The following is a 20,187-nucleotide window of genomic DNA, read 5'->3' as shown; positions in this document are numbered from 1 at the left end:
AAGTATATTCAAGCTAATGTATGATATAGAAGTCGCCGAGACCAGTAAAAAAGCGGAGGTGCCGTAAGAGTGTTCCTCAAACGGTCCTCCGCTTATCTATCTAGTGTCCTTTCATTAACCCCAAATCTCTTTTGACAATTCTACAATAAACTTCAACTTCTCCCACTGCTCTTCCTCTGTCAACTTATTTCCATGATGCGTTGAAGCGAATCCGCATTGTGGGCTTAAGCAAATTTGTTCAAGTGGTACAAATTTCGTCGCTTCTTCAATCCGCGATTTAACCAACTCTTTATCTTCAAGTTCCCCACTCTTAGATGTAATTACACCCAAAACGACCTTTGCCCCGCCATTGTTAATATATTGAAGTGGCTCAAAGCCGCCTGAGCGATAATCGTCATATTCCAAGAAGAATCCACCCACTTTTTCTTTTGCCAAAAATCTTTCAGCAATTATATCGTAACTGCCTTCAAAAGCCCAGTTGGATCGGTAATTTCCTCGGCATAAATGAGTTGTCACAAACAGGTCTTCAGGTTTCCCATCCAACACTCCATTGACCACACGAAGCGCTAAGTCAATTAAATATTCTCTTGAATATTTGCCGTCATTAAATGGAATATCCGGTGAAGAAAGGCCGGCAATATACACATCATCCAATTGTAAATAGCGGACGCCTGCCTCATAGAAAGCTTTTATTGCATCACGATATGTCTGGATAATATCTTTTGCATAGTCTTCAATATCCGGGTATATATTTTCATCTCTTATTCCGATATTAAACAATTGATTTGGACTTGGAATTGTTTGTTTGGCAACTGCACGTCCGTTAACAATTCCATTAAACTCTATGAAATCTTTAATATGCGGATGGTCAGGATTAAATGAAATTTTACCGATGTTACGAATATTATAGCGCTCCGTTTCTTCATCGCCGCTAAAAATATAGCCTTGTTCCGGTACATATCCTTCAATTCCGTTTAAATGCTCAAGGAAATCCGTATGCCAAAAACGACGCCTGAACTCTCCGTCCGTCACAAGTTCTAACCCAGCTTCAATCTGTTTATCAACGATTCTAGTTATTTCCGCTGTTTCTACGTTGCGAAGCTGCTCAGCTGTAATTTCTCTCTCTGCAAATAATCTTCTTGCTTCATGCAGGTTTTCCGGTCTTAATAAACTCCCTACGTGATCCGCCCTAAATGGTGCTGCTTTCGTAACTGTTTTTGTCATTGCTAAATTCCCCATTTCTTATTTTTTCTTAATAAGGAAAAAACCCTTCTCATATATAAGAAGAGTTCAGCAATAGTCGGCGTCCACTCTTCTTATCTCCAAGCTTTTCGCTACTGGAATTAGCACAGTTCTTTACAAGTCTGTTGCTGAGGCTTCATAGGGCCAGTCCCTTCACCTCTCTGGATAAGAAAGTCGCTTATTAAGTTATTCACCACTTTATATGTGAGTGGATTGAATGTCAAGTATATTTAGATATTTTTTAGTTTTATATATTTCTTATCGCCATCCGCTGATCCGGTCCGCTTTTTTTACAAATGCTGCGGACAAGGCATTCATTCGCGCCCGCAGCAGGTTTTTTCTTCCCTCGATCGTTCGTGTATAAATAAGTTCGCAATCCCCTATGCGCTTTTCACATTCTGCATGGAGAAATTGGGCATATTCTTTTTTCCTAGCAATTTCATAAGGAATGGCATGGACGTCTTTTCGTTTCAGCAAGCTGCCTGTACGGCGGATGATGAGATATCTAGGATTCTCAATCGGTGCAATGAACTCTTGCAAGGCGCCCATAAACACGTTCTTCTCATGTGTCGTCCCTTCCGTAAGCCAGCATGTATAGGCACCCATTCGGTCCTCGGTCACATGGATCATACCTTCCGTGTAAGGCGTGTGCACGGCTTTGGCATGATGGAGTGACAAGTAGATCGCCTTTCCGATTTCCGCCATGCTGGATTCGACAGAAGGATGCTTCATGTATAATCTCACAACCTTGAGAACAGATGGAAGACCGAATGCCATCCCTACAATCAACCCTAGCCATAACCCGCCCCCAACCGGAACGTCCCGAAAATTCATAAAAAATCGAACCGCATCAAACATCTCCCCTACAAGTGTGAAACCGGCTATGTAGGACAAGGCTTTCAATGAATGAGGCAAATAAAAAGGCCGGGGCAACGAACGTCTTTCAGTACTAAGTTCCTCCTCCATTTTCCGTCCCTTGTCAATGGCGCGCTGCCATCTTTCAAATAAACGATCTCGTTCCGATGCTCTCTCGTAAGTCCGTTCGTTCAGCATCTTGATTATTCGTGGCGTATAGGGTGATTCTTCAAGATTCAGCCTCGACAGCCCTGTCTCAATCAGGTCCTCTTTCTCACTCACCCCAACAAGTGATCGGAAACGGCGGGTCAGTAATGCATAATCATGCCCCGGGTCTGCCACGTCACGATCCACACATACGAGATGCCAGATGGATGAGGTCTTGCTGGGATTATTCCTATCCACCCGGATGGCTCTTCCACGCATCTGATTTGATTGCATGAACGAGCCGACATAGGAAGCGATGATCAGTGAGTTGATACACGGCGCATCCCATCCCTCCCCGAGCAAGGCCGCTGTTCCGATTAAGACTTGAAGGTCACCTGATGTAAACACCTCTGTCAGGACGGCAACCATCTTTTGCCGATTTCCGGCTGTCAAATCGGCACGGATATACGAAGCATCATGCGCTAACGCTTTCCACTCAATCTCAATTCCCTGGCGTTTTGAAACTTCCTGTGCAAGCCTTTGTTCGCTTTTCGGCAGAATGACAAGTGAACCTGTCAGAATTCCTGCTTTCACATGAAGGCCAGCCTCCCGCCGGATTTTCTCAAAGATGGGCACAACGCCAATGCGTCGAAGTGGCAATTCATCAACTGAACTAGCGGGCAAATCCTCAAGATGGATGTAATCGGTCAAGATGACCATTCGCAGTTTCTCTTGCAGTAGCTGTTTCTCCCATTTCACAATCTCACAAATGCCCGCTAGTTTGGAGATACTATGAGTAAGCTTTCGATTCATTTTTGCCGTGGAAAGCAGCTTGACGCTTCTTCGCTCGATTGCTCCTATTTGCGATAGCTGGAATTTAATCCGCTTCCGCAAATTGTCTGTATCCGTCACCCTTTCATCAGAAAACAAAATTCCCGTTAACAGTTCTTCAAGCCATTCGTATGTAAACGGTGGCAGTGTGTGCTCGGGCATTCCCAAAATAGACATTGCTTCTTTGCAGTGTTCACTGCCCACCTGCTTAAGGAAAATTAACATGCTTGAAAAATAGGCGGGCTGATCAAGTATTTCTTTTATGTATTCTCTGGAATCTTTCATCCACGGATGGTTTTCAAGCAGTTGCTGTAGATATCCATCGGCAAAAAGTTCCTGGACGAATTGATCCGCCTCTTCTCGAAAGTGAAGAATCATTTTCAGCTCTTCCCCTTCAGGAGACGAGAAGTGGACATAATCCTGGTGCGGACAGAGCTCTCTCTCCTTTACCAGTTCAGGGACACTTATCTCAAGATCGATTGGCCCGCATAGTTCCACATACCGCTCCCATTCCAGAGCGGACACGTCGAATGGCGGTGTAGCCGTCAAGGCCACTACATGGATATCTTGTAGAGAATTCCGGAGAGTCATCATCGACTTCCACCAAGCCGTGCGTAAATGATGCGCTTCATCCAAAATAAGTGTGCCGAAGCCGAACTCAGCAAGACTCCGTCGGATGCCGGCTTTATCCGATTTCACAGCTTCCTGATTTGATTCAAGTTCCTGATCATCTCCGGTTTCCTCTTCAATATCCTCGGAATTATCGGTTTCTTGATAGGCGCCATGCAGCGCCTGATAGGTCGTCACCGTAATGAAATTCGGTTGCGCAATATCCATCGATAGCCATTCAGGCTGCTTCCCTCCCAAGAATAATTCAGTGAAGCGTTCTTTCCATTGCTGTTTGATCGCAAGGGTGGGTGCAATAATTAAGGTCGGTTGATTGATTCTCAACATGATTTCCAATCCCAATACCGTTTTCCCCGAGCCGGGAGGGGCAACTAGGTGGAAGTGCCCGTTTGACAGATGGCTGTCTAATGCTTGAAGGGCACGAGCCTGATAAGACCGCCATTCATAACAGAATTGAATGTCCTTCGGGAATGAATTCATCAAATCACCTCTCCGTTCGCAAGTCGGTTAATGGCAGCTTCTACCCTTTACGCTTCGTACCCTTATAAAGTTTCAAATACCCCGTCTGTTGTTCCTCCACTGATTTCACAAAAAAGACACCCATCCAAAAATAATCGGATACGGTGCCTTCAAATACCTCAATAACTTACTCGCTTACTTTCCCTTCAATTGCCCAAACAGTTCTTCCACTGTCTCGAAATCCACATCATCGTATTTCGTTAACGTAACCAAGTCACTCGGAAGCTGTCCGACCCTTTCAATCTGATCCTCATGTAGTTGAGCGAAGAAACTTGGATTGCCGTCGAACTCCTCTTCGGTTAGAGAGACCTTCGCTAATTGATCGGTGACAATCACGTAATCCGAATTATAGAAGAAAATGAGCTTCCCCGGGTTTGCCAAATCCACCTCGCGCCTCGCTATCTCTTCTTCAATGTAATGTTTCAGTTCTTCGAATAATACCTCATCATCCTTCTCACTGAACCCTTCCGCATCTTCATGCAGTCCCTCCAAGTTATTCGGCAGTTCGCTCATGATCCGCACCTCTTCTTCGGCACCGAGCATCATGAGAAAACGTTCCGATTCCTTGAAACGTTGCGGCAACAGGAATTCGTCCCGAAGGAAGTGTGGGATTTCAAGACTTTTGTCTTTATAAACGATTGTGCGAACAGTTGCTAGGCCCGGCATTGTATCTGCCAGGTTCTCCGAATCGGCCGCTGCCTCAAAGTCTTCGGTGAGTCCTTTTTGTTGTTGAATGTTTGAGCGGATTAAGGCCTCCATACTTTGCAGCCTTGCTTCCAATTCGGATACTTCTGTTTCATCGCCTTTCTTTGGTTCGGGATCTTGATATGCCGGTACTTTCACATCCTTCGGGCAGTACTTACTAACATACCACCCGATGATCGTATAGATTGCCTCCCAGGAAAGAAGAGCCTCCGAATACCGAAATGTCCTCGTTTCATGCGCTGCGGAATTTCCGTTCATTCGAACCTGATGAAGCGCATCAAGAACTTCCTTTTTCAACAACCCCTTGCTCTCCAGCAGGTCGATTCTGTCTTTCAGTTTAAGATGGTCCTCGCCTGACAGTTGTTCCGCCACCATGACCCGCTGCAAAATCGCCTCGACAAATGTCCGCGAGTGCATCAGCATCGTCTGAGGGCTGGAATAAATGCCTTTCTCCAGCTCACTAGCTATTTCAGCCAGCTGTTCGGACACTGGCTCTAAAAATTGATAAAAATAGGATGGGTTATTTTTCATGACCGAAGATCTCCTCATGAGTGCGTGTATTTGACGGCGCAAAGCCCTTGCACTGTATTTTCCCCATTGAAAGACCCTATTAAACAATCGGTATCCAGCCCTGTGGAACGCTTCTTTTTACCCGTCAAATGCTATCAGCAAGTCACTTAACAAACAGCTCACTCATGTAAAGCTTTTCTCTCTTTCTAACGATAGGAATTAAAGAAATCTTAGTCTATTCTAATAAACTTGCTCAAAAATTCTGACGAAACCCGTCATCCTTCTCTGCATAATAAACAATCTTATCTTTATTTAAATACCACATAGATATCTCGTTATTTTTTCATTTATACATAAAAAATGCGCATAATCTTATTTAACATCTAGATTTATGTGCATTTTCAAGTTTCTTTTATCTTTAATTCTCTAAATTGTTGCTTTTAGTAAATGTTCAATTTCCTCAAAAAGTGGTTGGTTTAAATAACCCTTAAATGGATGGTTCTCGAAAATGTTTTATATTGTAAAATTATAACGTATAGAATAAAAAATATTTATAAAAAGGAGTAAGGCATGAAGGTAGCTCTCATAGTTTCATTCATTTTTGTAATTATTGTTTTAGCTGTCGGACTAATTTTGACCATATCCGCAGCTAATTCTATGAATAAAGGTTACAAGAGTGAAAACAGTTTTTCTTCTCTGCTATGGGCTTATCTTTTAACAATCCCATTTATTGTTATAGTGACTCTTATAGCCATATTTATCTTTCAGTAACAACAGAGGACGGTTCCTGAGACAAAAAGTACTTTTTGTCTCAGGAACCGTCTAAGATTTCTTAAAAATGGAGGAACTAAAAAGTTATTGGAGTTCTTTAGAACTTAGACATTTTCAAACTTTCCCCCATTATTTATTAGCGCGTAGACAAACCTAGAAATGCCTTCTTTTATTGTAGCTTCGTTCCCTCTGCCATAAGTAAATCGAACGTATCCATTTTTTGATCCCATTATTCTCCCAGGTACAAATGAAACACCTTTTTTCATGGATTCTTCAAGTAACTTATATTCATCAATTTCGTGATTTATTTTACACCATAAATGAATTCCGCCTTGTGGCACTAAATATGTAACCTCATCTTTAGATAAGCTGTCCAATGCCAAAATTAACGCATTCCTTCGTTCCCTCAGTTGAAACCTTAAATCTGAAACATGTTTGTGAAATTGGGGGGAATCTAGAAATTGATTCGCTATCCATTGCGGAAAAACACTATGGCCAAAGTCAATTTGCTGTTTGCCGTCTGACAAGCGTTTAATCACTTTTTCCGGACCAATAATCCAACCAATGCGCAGTCCTGATGCAACCACTTTTGATAACGAACTAATGTATAAAACATTATCATTATCGTCCATTGACTTTAACGTAGGTCCAATGCACCCGTCGAATGACGTCAAATTATAAGGATCATCCTCTATTATGGGGAAACCGTGCTTTGATGATAATTCCAATATTCTCTTTCGGCGTTCCAGCGACATTTTCGTGCCAGTAGGATTTTGATAATCAGGATTTAAGAAGAGCATACGAATTCGATGTTTTCTTTGTAAAGCCTCAATATCATCAGGATTTACACCATATTGATCAACTGGGAGTAAGAGCGTTTTAACACCAAATGATTGAAAGATCGGTAAAGAGAATGCATAGGATGGGTCTTCAATCGCTACTGTATCACCTGGTTTTAACAAGCATTGAACGATTAGGTGTATTGCTTGCTGAGCACCCGATGTAATCAATATGGAGTCTGGCTGAACTACCATACTTTTATACGTTTTCATATGTTTACAAATGGTCTCCCGTAATCCCGCATCGCCTAAAGGATGATCGTAACCTAAATGCTCATCAAACGCATGCTCTTTAAGAATCCTAGCGAATTGGACGTTAGGTAGTAAATCTGCTGCAAGTTCCCCGCTTGATAGGTTAATCATTCCTTTTTGCTCAGTTTCATTACGAAGTTTCTGTACCAACGGAAGATTCGGAAGAAATGAGCCATCCTCTACATATCTCCCCCAATTGGGAACCCTTTTATGAGTCAGCCCCCATATATCCGTATTTATATATGTGCCGCTCCCTATCTTTCTGACAATTAACCCGACTGCCTCTAGCTCATCATAAGCAGTCACCACCGTGCTCCTATTTATCTGTAACTTTTTTGCCAACTCACGTTCAGATGGTAATGGCTGGTCCTGAGATAAATCTCCCGATATAATTGCATTCTCTATTTGTTCTACAAGTTGCCTATACATAGGTTTTTTTATTGAACGGTCTAGCATAAATTGCATTATACTCCACCCTTTATTTGTAAGTTTTCATATAGCAAATCTTGTACTATGCTCATAATGATACAGTAAATGCCATTATATCATCTCCTGACATCAGTATCCTGAAGTAGTGTTAAAGATGACCTTGTCCACGAATCGGATGACAGTCACTCAAACAATTAAAACAAACGTGAATTTCCCCGATTGTTCAACCTTTCATGAAGATTAATCTCACTTTAGATCCTTGCTCCCAACTCGTAAACTTCTTCCATTTATGCGATAATAACAGAACGAATGTTTCATCGTTTAATGAAAGGAGGGGCTAGTGTGAGGCCAGTCATCCTAGCTGAAAAACCATCCCAAGCGAAAGCGTATGCAGACGCTTTTTCTGTGCGAAAGCATGAAGGTTTCCTAGAAATCAACCCATGCCCGATTTTTCCGGAAGGTGCGTACATCACATGGGGCGTCGGCCACTTGGTCGAGTTGAAAGAGCCGCATGCGTACAACCCTGCTTGGAAGCGTTGGTCGCTCGGGAGTCTGCCGATCCTGCCCGACCGATATGAGTTTCAAGTGGCGAAGGGAAAATTTAAGCAATTCCAGATTGTAAAGAAGCTCATTCGTGGGACGGATACGGTCATTAACGCTTGCGACGTGGATCGGGAAGGTTCGAATATCTTCTACAGCATTTATTATCAAACAGGCGCCCGCAACCAGACGATCAAACGGCTTTGGATCAACTCACTTGAAGTGGATGAAGTACGGAAAGGGTTTGCAAATTTACGGGACAACCGAAAGGATTTGCAGATGTATGAAGAGGCGAAATCGCGCCAGATCAGCGACTGGCTCGTCGGGATGAATGCTTCCCGGTTGTATACACTTCTATTGAAAGCGAAAGGGGTTCAGGAAGTATTTCCGATTGGACGTGTTCAGTCTCCCACGGTGTACTTGATCTATCAACGGCAGCGCGAGATTGAGACATTCGTATCGGAACCGTTTTTTGAAGTAGAAGCGATGTTCAAAGCCGAACAAGGTACGTATAAAGGCAAGGCGAAAGCGAAGGAACAGAAGCGGGAGATCATTCAGGAACTGCTTGCCAAGCATGGAATTCAGCAGAATTCACCAGGGATTATTACCTCTGTCACCCATACTGACAAGCGGACGCCGCCACCTCAGCTCCATTCTCTGTCAACTTTGCAGGCGACAGCGAACCGGCGTTGGAAGATGAGCCCGGCAAACGTATTGAAGACGATGCAAGGCTTATATGAGAAGAAGCTTGTCACCTATCCTCGGACGGATGCGCGTCATATTACGCCGAATGAATTTGCGTATTTGAAGGACCAAGTCGGCGATTACCAACAACTGATCGGTCATCCTTTCCCAGTTGCTTCCCTTGCTCCGAAAAAACGGTATGTCGACAGTTCAAAGGTGCAGGAACACTATGCCATCATTCCGACGAAGAAGATTCCGACACATGCTGTACTTGGCCGACTCTCCCCGATTGAGCGGAATTTATATGAAGAAGTCGTCCGTACGACACTTGCAATGTTCCATACCGATTATTTGTATACAGAGACAAAAGTGACGACGGATGTGAAAGGCCTGCCGTTTTTTACGACTGGCAAAACGGAAAAGGATCTGGGATGGAAGGCTTTATTCCAACGGTCCAAGGATGAAAAAGACGAGCCTGCTTTGCCGCCAATACGGATGCAAGAGACCGTAGAGTCCGATATCGACATTAAAGAGGGCAAGACGATGCCGCCAAAGCCATACACGGAAGGTCAGCTCATCGCGATGATGAAAACTTGCGGGAAATTGGTCGAGGACAAAGAAGAAACGGATATTTTAAAAGAGATCGAGGGGCTTGGAACTGAAGCGACTCGAAGTGGCATTATCGAGACGATTAAAAAACATGGGTATATCACTGTATCTAAAAATATCGTGTCGATTACAGAGAAAGGCCGTGTGCTTTGTCAGGCAATCGAAGGAAATCTGCTTGCCAGCCCGTCAATGACAGCGAAATGGGAAACGTATTTGCGAAAAATCGGTAATGGAGAAGGAAGCGGACAGCATTTCCTCGATAATATTTCGAAGTTCATCGCGAAGCTCTTGGATGATGTGCCGAAACAGTTGGAAGCAAAGCCGATCGATGCGACGAAGGTTCCTCCTCGGCAATCGAAATCACGGGGATCTTATCAAGCGACAGAAGTCGCCCCATGCCCTGCTTGTAAAACGGGCATGATTCTCGCTCGGAAAGGGTTCTACGGCTGCAGCAATTATAAAAATGGGTGTAAGCAAACTTTCCCAGGGATATTTCTGAAGAAGAAGCTGACACCTTCACAAGTTAAACTTCTTTGCACAAAAGGTAAAACGAATACGATAAAAGGATTCACCGCCAACAACGGCAATAAGTTTGATGCCAGTCTTGCACTGGAAAACGGGAAACTGAATTTGGTGTTTCAAAAATAAAAGTAGTAGTATGCGGCTGATTGGCTGATGTGAAGACGGTATTAAACCGACTCATGTCAGCCAATTTCTGTTTGGAACCGCTTTTTGTCCGCCCTCCCCCAACCCACTCACCTATGGTATTTTTAGGAATCAATATTTTCATTAAATTTCACATATAATTGTTGACTCTTTTGCTCCTTCACTTTATATTTGTAATGAGATTGAGAATCGTTATCAATCTAAACATACTAGTTGGGAGAGAAAATCACTTGAAGAAAAGTTTAATGCTCCTGCTCGCCTCTTTGCTACTCATTCTTGCGGCATGTGGGAATGGTACGAAGCAAAGCAGCGATGCAACAGATAGCGAGAAGCAAAAGAAAAACGAAAAAACTGAAGTCAATTTATACACGAGCAGACATTACGACGTCGATAACGAACTATACAAAAAGTTTGAGGACGAGACCGGCATTAAAGTGAACGTCATAAAAGGTGAAGCTGATGAGTTGATTGAACGGATTAAACGTGAAGGATCAGCAACGAAAGCCGATGTTTTCTTGACGGCAGATGTAGGTAGACTATACCGTGCAAAAGAGCAAGGCTTACTTCAAGCAGTGTCAAGTGACATTTTGTCGAAACAAGTACCAGAAAAGTTCCGTGATTCTGATGATATGTGGGTAGGTTTAACGAAACGGGCGCGTATCTTCGTATATAATAAGGATAAAGTGAAACCAGAAGAGTTATCAACTTATGAAGCACTAACAGATGATAAATGGAAAGGACGAGTTCTCGTCCGTTCATCCGAAAGTGTCTATAACCAATCTCTATTAGCTTCTTTCATCGATGTTGATGGTGAAGAAAAAGCGAAAGAATGGGCACAAGGCATTGTCAACAATATGGCACGCAGTCCGGAAGGCGGGGACCGTGACCAAGCGAAGGCAATTGCTGCAGGCATTGGCGATATTGCAATTATGAACACATATTACTTTGGGCAAATGCTAAACTCCCAAGATCCTGAAGAAGTAAAAGTGGCAGAGCAACTTGGAATTTTCTTCCCGAACCAAGAAACGACTGGAACACACGTCAATATTAGCGGAGCTGGAGTCGTGAAAGGTTCAAAAAACGCGGACAATGCATTAAAACTTCTTGAATTCTTAACTGGCGATGAAGCACAATATACATTTGCGGAAGCAAACTACGAATATCCGGTAAACCAAGATGTCGAGCCAGCGGATCTTCTCAAATCTTGGGGTGAATTTAAGGAACAGGAACTCCCACTCACAGTTCTTGGAGAAAATAATGCAAAAGCTATTATGATTTTTAACGAAGTAGGTTGGAAGTAATTGTTTGCCCCCTGTCGCTTTTGCGGTAGGGGGTTATTGCGGAAAAGATAAAGGATGGGTTTGATCATGAAAAGGCGAATTGCAAACGTGAATGGTTGGACAATCGGAGCGGTACTCATTATTATTTTACTGTTTGTGCCGAATTTATCGATTGTTACAGGCATTTTTACACCTACAAGTGAGAACTGGGGGCATATTCGTGAATTCATGCTTCTAAACTATATTAAGTCTTCGCTCACACTTGTATTCTTCACGGCCATATTCACCATTGCAATTGGGCTTAGCCTTGCTTGGCTTATTGCACAATATGATTTTCCACTTCGTAATTTCATGAAATGGTCACTCATCTTGCCTTTATCGATACCGCCATTCATTGGCGCGTATACGTATCATGGTATCCTTAATTATACGGGCGTCATTCAGAAGACGCTTCGAAATCATTTTGATGTAGCAGTGAATCAAGCCTATTTCGATATTATGAATGTCCCTGGCGCTATTTTCATTTACACGATATTCTTATATCCATATGTTTATATGATTACGAGAATTTTCTTGTCCAATCAAGCTGCATCTCTCGTTGAAAGTGCACGGATACTGGGGAAAGGACCTGTAGCAATCTTCCTGAAAGTTATTATTCCTATCTCCCGTATATCAGTGATAGGCGGGGTAAGCCTAGTCATATTAGAAGTATTAAATGACTATGGTGTTGTTAAGTATTTCGGTATTCAAACATTCAGCACTGCAATTTTTCAAACGTGGTTCGGCCTAGGAGATTTGGATTCATCCATAAAACTAGCAGCTTGCCTGATGGGTATCGTCATTTTCATTCTTGTAATTGAGTGGGTTCTCCGTGGTGGAAAGAAATACGGTTTTGCATCGACCAAACTTAGACCACTGCCGCTTGTGAAATTGACCGGAAAAAAGGCAGCTATGGCAACATCTTATACATTGCTTATTTTTACAATTTCATTCCTTATTCCAGTTCTTCAGTTGTTGGACTGGGTTGTGCTCACATTCGGCAAAGTTCCTATGGAGGAAGTGTTGACATACACGAAGAATTCAATCATTGTTGCAGGGACAGCCGCATTGCTGATCATCTTATTCTCCCTCATCATTGGGAACTTCAGCCGTATTACGAAGCACAAGTATGCAAAAGTTTTACCGAAGTTAACGGTTCTTGGCTATTCCATACCAGGTGCGGTCATTGCGGTGGCCGTAGTCACAACTTTCATTGCGATTGATCGGTACCTAGAACCTGTATATATGTTTTTAGGTTTGGATTCTGAGCTCGTCTTAAGCGTTAGCCTAGTTATGCTAATTAGTGCATACATCATAAGGTTCTTCGCAATCGGATACAATTCCATTGAATCGGGTTACACGAAAATCGGTACAGACTTTCGTGATGCCTCGCGTATGCTAGGCGTGAGCGGTATGCGTACATTTTTTAAAATTGATATACCGATGATGAAAGGCGCAATTTTAAGCGGATTTATCCTCACCTTTGTCGATATTTTAAAAGAAATTCCATTGACGCTCATTTTGCGGCCGTTCAACTATGATACGCTCGCAACAAAGGCGTTCCAGTATGCAAGTGATGAAAAAATCATGGAAGCTTCACAAGCTTCCTTACTCATAGTCGGTGTCAGTGCCATTGCAATATTCGTTTTTAACAAGTTGCTTAGAGAGGGGTCGGAATAATATGTTTATCGATATTCAAAACATGTGTTTCACCTATTCGAATTCGTCTTCAAATGCAGTCGAAGCTTTCACGCTTTCAGTAAACAAGGGAGAAATAATCTCTATACTTGGTCGAAGCGGAAGTGGTAAAAGTACGATTCTTCGACTGATCGCCGGTCTTGAGATGCCGAAAGGTGGTTCATTTACGTTAGGCGATAAAACAATGTTTGACAAGCACACATTCGTCCAACCTGAATCACGCGGTATTGGTATGGTGTTTCAGGATTATGCGCTTTTCCCGCATATGAGTGTTCAAGATAACGTATTATTCGGACTCCCCAAAATGAGTCGGAATGATAAGTTGAAACGTGTGAATGAAGTATTGGAACTCGTCGAATTGGAAGGTTATGAAAAGCGCTATCCGCATCAGCTAAGCGGTGGTCAACAACAACGTGTGGCACTTGCACGTGCGATTGCACCTCAACCTGAGCTCATTCTTTTGGATGAACCTTTTAGTAATCTAGACACCGAACTTCTTGTTAAAATACGAGAAGATCTTCGCCGGATATTAAAGAAAGCTAACACTACTGCAATATTCGTTACACATAATCAAAACGATGCCCACACGCTTGCGGATCGGATCGTAAAGATCAAAGATGGCGTCATCGAACAAGTCGGACGGCCATGCGACTTGCTGGGCAGCTTAACAGATGCACAAGGCATCGAGTTATTGCCTAATAAAGAACTGGTAAATGTATGAATTTGAGGCTTCGGGATTCTGTACGAAGTGAATACAAAAACGTCACTCCCTAGCATAGGAAGTGACGTTTTTCATTGATTACATACGCTTCGGCCAAAAACTCCATTTGCCCAGCAGTACTAATAGCGCTGGAATTAGCAACGGTCTGACGATGAATGTGTCGATTAAAATGCCGAGCGCCATGATGAAGCCGAATAGCTTCAATTCATAAATCGGCATTGTCGCAAGTACGAGGAAAGTCGCCGCTAAAATCAATCCTGCGGAACTTATGACACCTCCAGTACGCTCCACCCCTTTACGTACCGCATCGTCAAAAGGCATTACTTTCATCTCTTCCCGAATTCGGGCGATGAGCATGATGGAATAATCGACACCCAGTGCTACGAGGAAGACGAATGCGTAGAGCGGGATCCGATAGCTAAGGCCATCAAGGTTCAGGAACACTTCGAATAGGAAATACGCCAAGCCAATGGTAGCCGTAAACGACAACAAGATGCTTCCGATCATATAAATCGGTGCGATAATCGATCTTGTCTGGAAGCCTAACATGATGGTAATTAAAGCAGTCATTAAGGCCATGACGATCCATGTATCTCGGTCATTGATGTCTCTCAAATCTGTATTGACCGCCGTTTCGCCTGAAATATACATTGTTGTATCCGTTAGGTTAGCTTCCTTTAAAATCATTTCGCTATCTTCCCGAAGATTCAAGACAGCATCGAATGCTTCTTCATCGTACGGATTGCCTTCAAACGTAACAGAGAATTTTGCTGCAGTTCCATCCTCATTCAAAGGATTACCCTGCGTCGTTATTTGGGCAATGGCAGGATCTTCTTCTATCTTCTCAATTACCGCCTTCATTTCTTCCATGCCTAATTGATTATTAGAGACAAGTAGCAACGTACCTGGTGCCAAGCTTCCTTCCGAAAAGTCAGCTCCTAACCGCTCGTATCCTACTCTGGATGAAAGATCTTCCGGAAAAGAAGCGATCAAATCGTATGACTCTCTCATATTCGTCATATTCCAAGTACCTAAAGCTAATAGCAATAAAATTGGGATCAAGAATTGCCATGGCTTATTCGTTACAACGGCTGCCACCTTGCCCCAAATCGTTTTCTTTTCAACTGTTGCTTCCCCATACTTCGGAATGACCGGCCAAAAAGCTTTCCTGCCGATCACAGCAAATAATGCAGGCAATAGCGTCAACCCTGCAATAAGCATTGCCCCTGCAGCAAGCGCAAATACTGGCGCAAAGTTACGGTACGGCTCATACATAGCGAAAAACAACGTTGCAACACCCAACAAGATTGTACTTCCGCTAAAGAAAATCGGTTCTTTTACATGCTGCATCGTTTCCTTCATCGCCACATTTGCATCCTCATGCACTTTTAACTCTTCACGATAGCGAGAGAAGATCAGCAACGAATAGTCCGTAACAACTGCAAATAAAAGAATCGTCATAATCGACAGCGCCTGGCTATCGACACCAAACCATCCTTGCGCAGTCGTGAAACCGACCACTCGATCGACGACTGCGTAAACAATCCCTGCACCGACCAGAGGGATTAACGTCAATAATGGCGAGCGGTAAATGATTAATAATAAGAACAATATAAGCCCAACAGTGGACAGCAATAGGACGATATCCGCTTGGCTGAACAGTTCAACTGCATCTGATGCAATTCCAGCCGGTCCCGTCCATGACAATTCGGTTCCATCTGCGAACTGATCGCCGACAGATTCCTTAATGGATTGAACTAATTTGTTCATGTCCTTTCCTTCAAGGTTTTGCGGCAATGATAGCGGAATGAAAAATGTCTTTTCATTCTCAGATAGGAATGAAGCGCGTTGCTCAGGCTGTAATTTGGATAAAGGAACGACATCGACCTCTTCAAATGCTTTATCCTCTTTCAAAGATTCAATAGCTTGCGCAAAGTTCACGACTTCTTCGTCAGTTAGACCGTTATCCTTATGGAACACTGCAAATAGCGGGATTCCTCCATCATTCGGAAAGTACTTTTCAAGCTGGTGGGCAGCCACTACGGAAGGCGCGTCAGACGGCAGGCCGGCATCTTTATTGGCAACGACGTTTTCTTTGCTCCCCGGTGCAATTGCGGATAGCAGAACTGCAAGCAGAAGCCAAATTCCAATTGAGACCCACCAAATTCGCCTTCCTTTTAATTTTCCTTCACTCATTAGCGTCTTCCTTCTCTCTCGATAAGAAATGTCACTAAAACAAATAGCACAAAGCTGATAAGCAGAACGCTTCCACCGACAATATAGAAGATAAGCGAGAATGTTTCATTTACACCAAACGGGTTCATAAATTGTAGCCACATTCCTGCTGTCAAACCGATAGATCCGATAATTGCAGTCCAACCATGGGCGGCAACCATCTTTTTCGCACGAACCTTATAGATTTTGTAGAAGACACCCCAAGCGAAGACAGATAACCAACCGACGACGAGGATGTGCGCATGGATTGGACGGAAGGCGTACGATCCAGCCCCTGCCATATGGGATCCTAAAAATGCCCCGATTACTCCAAAGATTGCTGAAATCCTAATTAACCGTATACTCCATTTTTCTTGCATGTCATTTCCTCCTGTTTCGTTCATGTTATACCCTTATCTTAAAGAGCCAACATGAACGGAACATGAACAGAATATTACAATTTAGGTAGTGTGACCGTAAATGCCGTTCCTACCTCTTCTTCACTATCGATTTCTACTCGGCCCTCGTGGAGTTTCACGACTTGATGGACAATGGAGAGTCCGAGCCCTGTTCCCTCGACTTCCTGCGTCCTTGAATGGTCGACTCTGTAAAAACGATCAAACAGCCTGCTCAAATGTTGAGCTGCGATTCCTGCCCCGTTGTCCTGAATAGTGACCTTCACTTTATCCGTTCCATCTGTCAGGCGAATGTCGATTTCTCCACCTGCATCCGTATATTTCAATGCATTGGAAAGCAGGTTCTCCCATACCTTTTCTAGAAAAGCAGGATCCCCTATTATTTCGGATTCATCCAGCTCCATGACAAGTGACATCTGCTTTTCCTCCAAGAGCCATCTTTGCTTGCGAATGACTTCTTTTAATTGCTCATCCAAACGGAATTTACTTGGTTTCAAAGGAGACTCCAATTGGTCGAGCGACGTTAATAGCAATAATTGCTTCGTCAATGAAGAGAGACGCTCTGTCTCGGAATGAATAACTTTCGCATAGCTTTGCCGCTCCTGTTCGGGCAGTTCGCTGTCCATAAGCAAATTGGCATATCCTTTTATATTGAGTAAAGGCGACTGGAAATCATGTGAAACGTCGCTGATGAATTCCTTACGCATCCGATCATTTTCACTGAGCTTCTCGGTCATCCGCTGAAAACTTTGTGCCAGCTGGCCGATTTCATCCCTCCGATGGATATCAAGTGTACCGGTGAATTTCTCGTCGCCGACCTTTTTGGCAGCTGCAGTCAACTTCGTAATCGGCTCAATCAATTTCTTCGCTACAATCAACATAGACAATAGACTGACAATTGCCATGACGACGACCATGCCACCTAATAGAAAATGGACTTCCGTGAACAGCATTTTAATATTCGGTCTCATGAAGAGTGCATACGCTTCCCCATTATATGTAAATGGTACGCCTACCGTGTTTGCAAGTTGGTCGGAGAAAAAGCCGGTCATAAAAGTCTCTGTCTCTAAGTCCCTCATACCGTGGTATAGTTGTCCATCCAGTACCTGTTCCACTGAAGCGGTCCTTAAATTCTCAACTCGGAATGGCGTACCATACATGCTTGCCTTCCGGTTTTCATTCACGATGAATAACTTATAGCCGGTGGCAGCCTGTGTTCTAAAGTAGCTTGCCAAATCGGAAGGCTTCTCTTTCTCGATGTAGTCAGCAATCGCAAGGGCAATATCCATGTTCTTTGCGTCGTTTTGCCCTTTCAATTGCTGATGATAATATGTATTCACGATGAGAAAAGCAATGATAGTGCTCGTCAGCATTATACCTGTTGTGAAGGAAAGGAATTTTCCATAGAGGGACCTCATGTTTCGGACACCTCAAGCTTATAGCCTACTCCGCGTACTGTTGTTATACGAATGTCATCAGGCAACCCTTCCAGCTTATCGCGCAGCCGTTTGATATGGACGTTCAGTGTCTGCTCATCCCCTTCATAATCGAAGCCCCATACGCGCTCAATAAGGAAGTCACGTTCAAAAACTTGATTCAGCTTAGAGGCAAGTACAGATAACAGCTCAAACTCCTTCAATGGAAGCAACAGCACTTTTTTTCCAATTGACACTTCATAGCTTTGCCTGTTGATCTTAAGCGGCCCTGCTTGGATAATCATATCGACTGCTTTGTCATATCTCCGTAAAATGGCATTAATCCTGAACAAAAGCTCCCTAGGCTCAAATGGTTTAACGACATAATCATCGGATCCCGCCAAAAAGCCCCTTTCTTTATCCTCCAGTTCGCCTTTCGCTGTCAGCAATAAAACGGGAATATCCGCTTCCGACCGCAGCCTCTTCGTCAACTCAAATCCATTCATCCCGGGCATCATTACATCAACAACCGCCAAGTCTGGAAGTTGTTCCTCTAGCTTCGCAAGTGCCTGTGCCCCATTAGCAGCTTTGATCACTTCATACCCTGCTTGGGATAAATGGATATTTACCAATTGCAAAATATTTGGGTCGTCGTCCACGACAAGTATTTTCATATTTATCTTCCTTTTCCTTTTAAATATTTCCGGATTTCTGCATTGAGCAGCCCTGAAACCATCAATATAATAGCCGTCAAATAAAACCACAAAACGAGCAGGATGATTCCGGACAGCTGTCCATAAAGCCTTGTATAATCGACATTTGCCACATAGCTTCCGAAAAATAGGGAAAAAAGCTGCCAGCCGATTGCAGAGAAAATCGCTCCCGGCAATACTTCCTTCACTTTCATTCTACCTGTCGGAACAACTTTGTAAAACAATAGGAAAAACAGGAACAAGAACAACGTCCCAAGACCCCATTTCACCATCGGCCAAACAGTTTTCCAGCCACGCCATTGCTCCAACGTATCATAATAGGTCACGACTTCATGCAAAGCTCTCTCTACTAACGGCAAAAACAGTGACAAGGAAAGGATTAGCATAAATAATAACGTGACACCCAAATCCCGGATCAACACTTTCCAAAAAGCATATCGCCTGACATAGCCATATGCCTGGTCCAAGGAGCGTGCCAATGATTGCACAGCAACTGATGACAGCCAAAATGCAGCTGCCAAACTTGTATATAACACGTTCCCTTGCACTTTAAAAATAATCGCCTGTACATTCTGTTCAATGATCACATAAGCCTCACTCGGCGCAAACGGACGAAGAAACGCCAAAAACATCTCTTCATCTACAGGCAAATAACTAAGCAAGGAGAACAGGAATATGAGAAAAGGAAACATCGATAACAGCAAATAATACGCCGTCTGCGCCGCCTGATCAAAAAATCGCTCCTTGAAAAACCTCTTCGCCACATTGCTTACAATCACCTTCTCTCACCTCCTCCCTTCAATATACCCTATTCTTCCAAAAGAAATTGAATGCTTGAAAATTAATTGGTAGAGGATGGTTGGTTTGGACTTTGGGAGGCTTGTATTGAGAGTTGTGGGGCTTGGTATTAATTGCGAGAGGCACTTCTTTGAACGCGCGGAAGCTTGCTTTGGACGAGGATGGCATCTCTCTGGACGCGTGGAAGCTTCCTTTGGACGAGGATGGCATCTCTTTGGACGCGCGGAAGCTTACTTTGGACGAGGATGGCATCTCTTTGGACGCGTGGAAGCTTCCTTTGGACGAGGATGGCATCTCTTTGCACGCGTGGAAGCTTCCTTTGGACGAGGATGGATCTCTTTGGACGTGCGGAAGCTTGCTTTGGACGAGGATGGCATCTCTCTGGACGCGTGGAAGCTTGCTTTGGACGAGGATGGCATCTCTCTGGACGCGTGGAAGCTTGCTTTGGACGAGGATGGCATCTCTTTGGACGCGCGGAAGCTTGCTTTGGACGAGGATGGCATCTCTTTGGACGCGCGGAAGCTTGCTAAGCATGTTTGATTGGAATGCAATAATTGTAAACACAAAAAAACCACCCCCACAGGGATGGTCTTTGCCCGGCGACGTCCTACTCTCACAGGGGGAAGCCCCCTACTACCATCGGCGCTGAAGAGCTTAACTTCCGTGT

At 43.6% G+C, this 20,187-nt stretch carries 14 protein-coding genes, 1 rRNA gene and 1 riboswitch; of the genes, 5 read left to right on the top strand and 10 right to left on the bottom strand.

The genetic code is table 11. The features are described 5' to 3' along the window. Positions 1–114: 114 nt before the first annotated feature. From ACR65H_RS17915 to pdxR, 4 genes are all read right to left on the bottom strand, one after another. Positions 115–1,224 carry a 5-methyltetrahydropteroyltriglutamate--homocysteine S-methyltransferase gene (locus ACR65H_RS17915; protein ID WP_440502244.1) on the bottom strand — a complete coding sequence of 370 codons (1,110 nt, stop codon included), beginning with the start codon at positions 1,222–1,224 and terminating at the stop codon, positions 115–117. An 89-nt stretch (positions 1,225–1,313) separates the two neighbouring features. Continuing rightward, a riboswitch (SAM riboswitch) is annotated at positions 1,314–1,414 on the bottom strand. 86 nt (positions 1,415–1,500) lie between these two features. Further along, positions 1,501–4,182: a DEAD/DEAH box helicase family protein gene (locus ACR65H_RS17910; RefSeq protein ID WP_440502242.1), complete on the bottom strand. Its 2,682-nt coding sequence runs from the start codon at positions 4,180–4,182 to the stop codon at positions 1,501–1,503. 174 nt (positions 4,183–4,356) lie between these two features. Further along, complete coding sequence (locus ACR65H_RS17905) at positions 4,357–5,457, bottom strand: DUF4145 domain-containing protein (protein WP_440502240.1); 1,101 nt, start codon at positions 5,455–5,457, stop codon at positions 4,357–4,359. A gap of 854 nt (positions 5,458–6,311) precedes the next feature. After that, positions 6,312–7,763, bottom strand: a complete 1,452-nt coding sequence (gene pdxR, locus ACR65H_RS17900) for a MocR-like pyridoxine biosynthesis transcription factor PdxR (RefSeq protein ID WP_440502238.1) — start codon at positions 7,761–7,763, stop codon at positions 6,312–6,314. Positions 7,764–8,069: 306 nt separating this feature from the next. On the opposite strand from pdxR, the gene ACR65H_RS17895 reads away from it, so the two are divergent. The 4 genes from ACR65H_RS17895 (at position 8,070) to ACR65H_RS17880 (ending at position 13,964) form a co-directional block, all read left to right on the top strand. Then, a complete protein-coding gene (locus ACR65H_RS17895; protein ID WP_440502236.1) occupies positions 8,070–10,208 on the top strand; it encodes a type IA DNA topoisomerase in 2,139 nt (712 codons plus the stop codon). A gap of 248 nt (positions 10,209–10,456) precedes the next feature. Then, positions 10,457–11,527 carry a Fe(3+) ABC transporter substrate-binding protein gene (locus ACR65H_RS17890; protein ID WP_440502234.1) on the top strand — a complete coding sequence of 357 codons (1,071 nt, stop codon included), beginning with the start codon at positions 10,457–10,459 and terminating at the stop codon, positions 11,525–11,527. A 66-nt stretch (positions 11,528–11,593) separates the two neighbouring features. Continuing rightward, positions 11,594–13,225 (top strand): ABC transporter permease, encoded by a 1,632-nt coding sequence (locus tag ACR65H_RS17885; RefSeq protein WP_440502232.1) that lies wholly within the window; start codon positions 11,594–11,596, stop codon positions 13,223–13,225. 1 nt (position 13,226) lies between these two features. After that, positions 13,227–13,964 carry an ABC transporter ATP-binding protein gene (locus tag ACR65H_RS17880; protein WP_440502231.1) on the top strand — a complete coding sequence of 246 codons (738 nt, stop codon included), beginning with the start codon at positions 13,227–13,229 and terminating at the stop codon, positions 13,962–13,964. Between the two features lie 78 nt (positions 13,965–14,042). Here the strand turns inward: ACR65H_RS17880 and ACR65H_RS17875 are convergent, their stop codons facing one another. From ACR65H_RS17875 to ACR65H_RS17855, 5 genes are all read right to left on the bottom strand, one after another. Then, a complete protein-coding gene (locus ACR65H_RS17875; RefSeq protein ID WP_440502229.1) occupies positions 14,043–16,160 on the bottom strand; it encodes an MMPL family transporter in 2,118 nt (705 codons plus the stop codon). Next, complete coding sequence (locus ACR65H_RS17870; protein ID WP_060203917.1) at positions 16,160–16,558, bottom strand: hypothetical protein; 399 nt, start codon at positions 16,556–16,558, stop codon at positions 16,160–16,162. Before ACR65H_RS17870 ends, ACR65H_RS17875 begins: the two co-directional genes overlap by 1 nt. Positions 16,559–16,632: 74 nt before the next feature. Then, a complete protein-coding gene (locus tag ACR65H_RS17865) occupies positions 16,633–18,012 on the bottom strand; it encodes a sensor histidine kinase (RefSeq protein ID WP_440502227.1) in 1,380 nt (459 codons plus the stop codon). After that, positions 18,009–18,683 carry a response regulator gene (locus tag ACR65H_RS17860; RefSeq protein WP_440502225.1) on the bottom strand — a complete coding sequence of 225 codons (675 nt, stop codon included), beginning with the start codon at positions 18,681–18,683 and terminating at the stop codon, positions 18,009–18,011. The genes ACR65H_RS17865 and ACR65H_RS17860 overlap by 4 nt, the downstream gene beginning before the upstream one ends. A 2-nt stretch (positions 18,684–18,685) precedes the next feature. Continuing rightward, a complete protein-coding gene (locus ACR65H_RS17855) occupies positions 18,686–19,501 on the bottom strand; it encodes a YihY/virulence factor BrkB family protein (RefSeq protein ID WP_440502223.1) in 816 nt (271 codons plus the stop codon). Between the two features lie 106 nt (positions 19,502–19,607). Between ACR65H_RS17855 and ACR65H_RS17850 the strand changes: the two genes are divergently transcribed. Further along, positions 19,608–20,060: a hypothetical protein gene (locus ACR65H_RS17850; protein WP_440502221.1), complete on the top strand. Its 453-nt coding sequence runs from the start codon at positions 19,608–19,610 to the stop codon at positions 20,058–20,060. Positions 20,061–20,114: 54 nt separating this feature from the next. Here ACR65H_RS17850 and rrf read toward each other — a convergent pair. After that, positions 20,115–20,187: ribosomal RNA gene (gene rrf / locus ACR65H_RS17845) — 5S ribosomal RNA — on the bottom strand; the annotation flags it as partial.

Source organism: Sporosarcina sp. SAFN-015, from assembly GCF_059415085.1.
The sequence above is the reverse complement of the archived record's forward strand: the minus strand, read 5'-3'. Positions and strand labels throughout refer to the sequence as shown.

Coding starts and splice junctions, on each gene's coding strand:
- ACR65H_RS17910 (WP_440502242.1), bottom strand. CDS start 4,182: ATGAATTCATTCCCGAAGGACATTCAATTCTGTTATGAATGGCGGTCT.
- ACR65H_RS17905 (WP_440502240.1), bottom strand. CDS start 5,457: ATGAAAAATAACCCATCCTATTTTTATCAATTTTTAGAGCCAGTGTCC.
- ACR65H_RS17860 (WP_440502225.1), bottom strand. CDS start 18,683: ATGAAAATACTTGTCGTGGACGACGACCCAAATATTTTGCAATTGGTA.
- ACR65H_RS17915 (WP_440502244.1), bottom strand. CDS start 1,224: ATGACAAAAACAGTTACGAAAGCAGCACCATTTAGGGCGGATCACGTA.
- ACR65H_RS17865 (WP_440502227.1), bottom strand. CDS start 18,012: ATGAGGTCCCTCTATGGAAAATTCCTTTCCTTCACAACAGGTATAATG.
- ACR65H_RS17880 (WP_440502231.1), top strand. CDS start 13,227: ATGTTTATCGATATTCAAAACATGTGTTTCACCTATTCGAATTCGTCT.
- ACR65H_RS17885 (WP_440502232.1), top strand. CDS start 11,594: ATGAAAAGGCGAATTGCAAACGTGAATGGTTGGACAATCGGAGCGGTA.
- ACR65H_RS17870 (WP_060203917.1), bottom strand. CDS start 16,558: ATGCAAGAAAAATGGAGTATACGGTTAATTAGGATTTCAGCAATCTTT.
- ACR65H_RS17875 (WP_440502229.1), bottom strand. CDS start 16,160: ATGAGTGAAGGAAAATTAAAAGGAAGGCGAATTTGGTGGGTCTCAATT.
- pdxR (WP_440502238.1), bottom strand. CDS start 7,763: ATGCAATTTATGCTAGACCGTTCAATAAAAAAACCTATGTATAGGCAA.